Annotated in this window: 5 protein-coding genes; 2 read left to right on the top strand and 3 right to left on the bottom strand. The window is 31.1% G+C overall.

Annotated elements, in window-relative coordinates:
- Positions 1–199: 199 nt before the first annotated feature.
- A complete protein-coding gene (gene pknB, locus CLVI_RS16955; RefSeq protein ID WP_106061416.1) occupies positions 200–1,573 on the bottom strand; it encodes a Stk1 family PASTA domain-containing Ser/Thr kinase in 1,374 nt (457 codons plus the stop codon).
- A 203-nt stretch (positions 1,574–1,776) separates the two neighbouring features.
- On the opposite strand from pknB, the gene CLVI_RS16950 reads away from it, so the two are divergent.
- A complete protein-coding gene (locus tag CLVI_RS16950) occupies positions 1,777–2,454 on the top strand; it encodes a haloacid dehalogenase type II (protein WP_106061414.1) in 678 nt (225 codons plus the stop codon).
- A gap of 65 nt (positions 2,455–2,519) precedes the next feature.
- Here the strand turns inward: CLVI_RS16950 and CLVI_RS16945 are convergent, their stop codons facing one another.
- Positions 2,520–3,404 carry a glycine betaine ABC transporter substrate-binding protein gene (locus tag CLVI_RS16945; RefSeq protein ID WP_106061412.1) on the bottom strand — a complete coding sequence of 295 codons (885 nt, stop codon included), beginning with the start codon at positions 3,402–3,404 and terminating at the stop codon, positions 2,520–2,522.
- Between the two features lie 514 nt (positions 3,405–3,918).
- Positions 3,919–4,803: a glycine betaine ABC transporter substrate-binding protein gene (locus CLVI_RS16940; protein ID WP_106061410.1), complete on the bottom strand. Its 885-nt coding sequence runs from the start codon at positions 4,801–4,803 to the stop codon at positions 3,919–3,921.
- Between the two features lie 550 nt (positions 4,804–5,353).
- Between CLVI_RS16940 and CLVI_RS17600 the strand changes: the two genes are divergently transcribed.
- Positions 5,354–5,512: a hypothetical protein gene (locus tag CLVI_RS17600; protein WP_170065710.1), complete on the top strand. Its 159-nt coding sequence runs from the start codon at positions 5,354–5,356 to the stop codon at positions 5,510–5,512.
- The last annotated feature ends 370 nt before the right edge of the window (positions 5,513–5,882 follow it).

Below are 5,882 nucleotides of genomic sequence, written 5' to 3'. Positions count from 1 at the left end.
GTGGATTAAAAGGATTTGGAGATATTAGTTACAATTAAGAGTAAAAATGCTTAAGGGAAGTTATAAATATATACTGTAAAATAATGGATAATAAAATAGTTGCCCACTTTTACTTGACTCAATCAAGTATGATGATGTTATTGAAATTAAATAAATTAATTAATAGTATATAAAAAGTTTCACACCTTGATAATTAAGATTATTTATTGTTTTTTGCCTTTTTATCTTTATTTTTTTCGTTTCCCTTTATTGGTGGTGAAACCTGGGCAATTGGTTGTCCTTGGCTTATAACTAAATCAATTTTTCCATCTTTTTCATAGACAGTATTAGCCCCAGGTGATTGACTAATAATTAAGCCTTTAGTGACATTATCACTATATTCATTTGTGATATTGCCAAGCAAAAATCCATTATTAACTATAGTACTCTCAGAAATATCTTGAGTCTGTCCGATAAGTGAAGGAACAACTTTCTTTTCCCCCACTTCTGGAACTGTAGTTTCTGCAATGGGTGCTTCTGTATATGTAGTTTCTACAATGTTTGTGTTTGTATCTGTAGGAGTCTCTTTAAAAGCAGAGTTCTTTAAAATAAAAATAATTATAGCGAAAATTATTAATACAATAGTTAACATTAGCTTTTTATTATTTCTTATATCATTATTTCCGAATAGTTTTTTTCTATCTTTTTCAATTATTATCGTTTCGGAAATTGTTTCTTGGTCCATAATAGTTGTAGCATCTATTGAATTATTATTAAAGTTCTCCTTGATTACATTTAAAATTTCAGCAAGTTCCGTAGCTGTTTGAAACCTATTAATAGGTTCTTTCTCCATGGCTTTTAAAATTACTTGATTTATATTTTCAGGTATATCGGTATTAATTTCTTTGGGTGGAATAGCAGGCTCTTGAATATGCATCATAACTACGGTAATAGAACTTTCTGAATTATAAGGTACTTGTCCAGTAATAATTTCATACATAACAATACCTAAGGAGTATATGTCTGTTCTACAATCAACAGATTTTCCTCGAGCTTGTTCTGGAGAGAGATAATGTACAGAACCTGTAATCTTATTCGGATTGGTTAAGGTTACTGAATCAGCTACTTTAGCTATTCCAAAATCGGCTAATTTAACTATATTATCCTCCGTAATTAAAATATTATCTGGTTTTATATCTCGATGAATTATATTATTTTTATGAGCACACTCAAGGGCTTTAGCTATTTGAAAAGCTATATCTAAAGTCTGTAATGGGCTAAGTCTAACATTTTCCTTTAATACCTGCTTTAATGTTTTTCCGTTAATATATTCCATAACTATAAAATTAATATTGTTTTCTGAGCCAGTATCATAAACATTAACTATGTTTGGATGTGACAATCTTGCAATTGAATTAGCTTCCTGTTTAAATCTTGTGATAAAGTCTTCACAATCAATTAATTCTGCTTTTAATATTTTTATAGCTACAAATCTATTTAATAAAGTGCACTTTGCTTTATAAACAATTCCCATGCCACCTTCACCAATTTTTTCTAATAACTCATATCTGTTTAAAAGTAATGTCCCTATCATATTTGGCCTCCTATAAAAAACAGTAATACGGGTAGTATATCATAACGAACACTTCTGGGCTTATTGCTTTTGAAAGAGTCCATAGGAATAAGACGCATTAAAAAACAATAATATAGATTTAATTATCCACAGGATGGTTGTAAAATAATAGTACTAGATTTATGATAGTACATCATAATATTAAAAGTAGGAGGAATTATAAAATGATTAAATCAGAAAATATTAAGGTTTGTGTTTTTGATGCATATGGTACACTTTTCGATATTAACTCAGCCGTTAATAAACATATAGAAAAGCTAGGAGAAAATAGTGAGGCGGTATCAAGTATTTGGAGGCAAAAACAATTAGAATATAGCTGGTTACGCAGCTTAATGTGTCAATATACAGATTTTTGGAAGGTTACACAAGAAGCACTTGATTATGCTCTTAACTCTTGCGGAATAGAGAATAACAAATTAAGAGGGGAACTTTTAGATGCCTATATGCATCTTGATTGTTACCCTGAAGTAGAAGAGGTTTTAAAAGATCTTAAGGAAAAAGGAATAGTAACTGCAATATTATCTAATGGATCACCGGAAATGTTAAAGGCTGCAATAAGTAGTGCTAAATTAACTGATTACATAGATGTTGTTTTATGTGTAGATGATATTAAAGTATATAAGCCTGATCCTAAAGTTTATAAACTAGTTACAGATAAATTTAATATTTCAAAAGAAGAGGTTTTGTTTCATTCCTCAAATAGTTGGGATGTGGCCGGTGCATCAAGTTTTGGATTCCAAGTCGCGTGGATTAATCGTTTGGATAAACAGAAAGAAACTTTACCGTTTAAGCCAGATATGGAAGCAAAATCATTAAATGAAGTGTCGAAAGTATTTAAATAACAAAAAATAAAAACCCAAAGCAATGCTCTGGGTTTTTATTTATTAGTGTATCTACTAGTTAGAATTTATTTAGCTAAATCTTCTATAGAATCAATATCCATGTACGTAGGAACAACTAAACCTACTCTAGCTCCGTCTAGGTTTGGTCCTAAATCTTCAACACTATCTTTGGAGTCCTCAAAGTATTTAGAATGTGTTTCTGGTAGCCAAGCTGCAACAATAGCATCCACATCTCCACTAGCTAATGCAGTCCACATTGGTCCTGCGTCTACTTGAACAAGAGTAACATTGTATCCCATATCTTCTAATACTAATCCAATTACGTTAGTAGAGGCAATTTCACTATCCCAAGCAACATAAGCAAGCCTGATTTCATCGCCATCTACTTTTGTTACACCATCTGTCCACTTGCTTACCGTATCTGCATTGTCAGTAATCCATTGTCTTGCAACTTCCTTTACGTCTCCGCCAGCGTTAATTTCAAGCATAACAGATTGAGAATCTTCTGGAGTCCAATAAAATTCATCCAATACTTTATAAGCAGTAGGCAATTTTTCTTTTAAGCCTTTGTGTACAACTGTACTTGTGTGTTCATCTTCACCGAAAATCCCCTTAGGGTCTTCTAAGTATTTTAAGTCATATTTAGAAAACATCCAGTGAGGAGACCAACCAGTAACTATTATTGGTTCTTCATTTGCATAGGCATCTGCTAGTGCTTGTGTCATAGCAGCACCTGAGCTAGCTTGAAGAGTATAATTTGTGTTATAGTCTTTAAGAGCTTGCTCTGTTAATGCCATTTGTCCAGAACCAGGATCTATGCCTGTAATTTTGTAATCCATTTGTTCACCAATAGATTCGTTAGAATCTTTACTGCTACTACAGCCTACAAAAGTTAGAACTGCTAGACTAAGAGCTATTATACTCAGTTTCTTAAAATTGTTTTTTATCATAAATTAATCCTCCTTAGAATATATATCTTATATATATTAATTTGCTATCAATTCCAGCAAACTAATATATGTAATAAGCTTTTAAAATTCAATTCTTTAATTTCAATATTCACCATTTATCCATTTTTTTTGGCATACAATCTATATATTTATTGTAAACATATCACTGTAAATTTAGAGTATAGTTACTCACTATAACAAAATTAGCTAATAAATTCAAGTTTTTGACTGGTATCGACTTCAAACATTTCTACATTTTGTAGAAAAAAATATGTATATTTTCTTTGTGTATATGTGACATAGCAAATCCCTCCTGTATTATTTAAGCTCGCAAAAAAATTGTCTCTTGAAAATAGATTGCAAATATTAATATACCCAAATATATAAATTGTATCCAATGAAGTTATGAAAGGAAATTTAGCAATAGGTAAATGTTTATACTTAAATAACAAAAAATAAAAAACCAAAGCAATGCTCTGGTTTTTTATGTATTAGTGTATCTACTAGTTAGAATTTATTTAGCTAAATCTTCTATAGAATTAATATCCATGTACTTAGGAACAACTAAACCTACTCTAGCTCCTTCTAGGTTTGGTCCTAAATTTTCAACTGTATCTTTATAGTCTGATATGTATTTTGCATGTGTTGCTGGTAACCAAGCTGCAACAATAGCATCTGCATCTCCACTACCTACTGCAGCCCACATTGGTCCTGCGTCTACTTGTGTAAGAGTAACGTTGTATCCCATATCTTCCAATACTAATCCAATTACGTTAGTAGAGGCGATTTCACTATCCCAAGCAACATAAGCAAGCTTGATTTCATCGCCATCTACTTTTGTTGCGCCATCTGTCCATTTGCTTACCATATCTGCATTGTCAGTAATCCATTGTCTTGCAACGTCCTTTACAGTTCCACCATCATTAATTTTAAGCATAACAGCTTCCATGTCCTCAGGAGTCCAATTAAATTGGTCTAATATTTTATAAGCACTAGGCAGTTTTTCTTTTAAGCCTTTGTGTACAACAGTATCTATATGTTCAGCACCCCCGAAAATCCCCTTAGGGTCTTCTAAGTATTTTAAGTCATATTTAGAAAACATCCAGTGAGGAGACCAACCAGTAACTATTATTGGTTCTTCATTTTCATAGGCATCTGCTAGTGCTTGTGTCATAGCAGCACCTGAGCTAGCTTGAACAGTATAATTTGTGTTATATTCTTTAACAGCTTGCTCTGCAAGTTTCATTTCACCAGCACCAGGATCTATGCCTGTAATTTTGTAATCCATTTGCTCACCAATAGATGTGTCAGCACTTTTACTGCTACTGCAGCCTACAAAAGTTAGAACTGCTAGACTAAGAGCTATTACACCCAGTTTCTTAAAATTGGTTTTTATCATAAATTATTCCTCCTTAGGTTATATATCTTATATATATTAATTTGCTATGAATTTCAGTAAATTAATATATGTAATAAGTTTTTAAAATTCAATTCTTTAATTTCAATCTTTACCATTTATCCATTTTTTTTAGTATTTAATCTATGTATCTATTATAAACATATCACTATGAACTTATAACATATTTACTCAATGTAACAAAATTAATTAAGAAATTCAATGTTTAGACTGGTATCGACTTTAAACATTTTTTTTGTAGAATGTATAGAAAGTCCTATTTCATTAGAAATTTCTATATTCATCTTATCTAATTTTTCTTGTCTTTATGGAGGCTGCCTATGAATCTATGCAGCACATAGATAAATCTTAGGAAGAATACAAGAATTATGACTTCTACAAGAGTATAGAAGAAGTAAATATAGGGGGGATTCATTTCCTTCCATAAACTACAACATTGATTGAAGAGTTTTTATTATGGTAAGAGCTAAAGATAATATAGTCGTATATTTTTCTATCTAATTTAAGGATATTAAAATAGTAGAAGAGTTGGATGGAGAAGTTTATTAATAAACTTCTCACCAGAACTACAAAGAAGAAGGCAATTGAGATTGCTAAAAACTTAATAGGAGTTCTTGAGGATAAAGATAAAGTAGAAAATATTTATGAAGAGGTTGCACATTCTCTTGTTACAATAGGAGTTCTATTGTAGTCTTAGTACTCTTAACTTAGTTATTTGAGTATAATAGAGAACAATTTAGCGATAACTACTCCTAGCGTATCAATATAAGAAGTATGTAGAATAAGACTGAATTTAGGCGTTTTATAGATTCAAGTAAGTTTAAAGACAACTCTGGTACAAGCTATAGAAAGCGTATGTGGTAAGATAGGTTTTGTCGCTAAGACAACCTAGAAAACAACAAAAAACGAATGTCGAAAAAGTTGTTGACAGGTTGAAAACAGAGTGGTAAGATAGTGAAGTCGCTTAAGGGTGGCAAACAAATTGGTCTTTGAAAATTGAACAGATATTAATTAAGTTAAAAACCAGCAATTCTTTTTTATGAGTAAGTTTTTGAGTAGAT

Origin of the sequence: Clostridium vincentii, from assembly GCF_002995745.1 — a bacterium.
GTDB classification, from domain to species: domain Bacteria; phylum Bacillota; class Clostridia; order Clostridiales; family Clostridiaceae; genus Clostridium; species Clostridium vincentii.
This window is presented reverse-complemented; position numbering and strand designations above follow the sequence as displayed.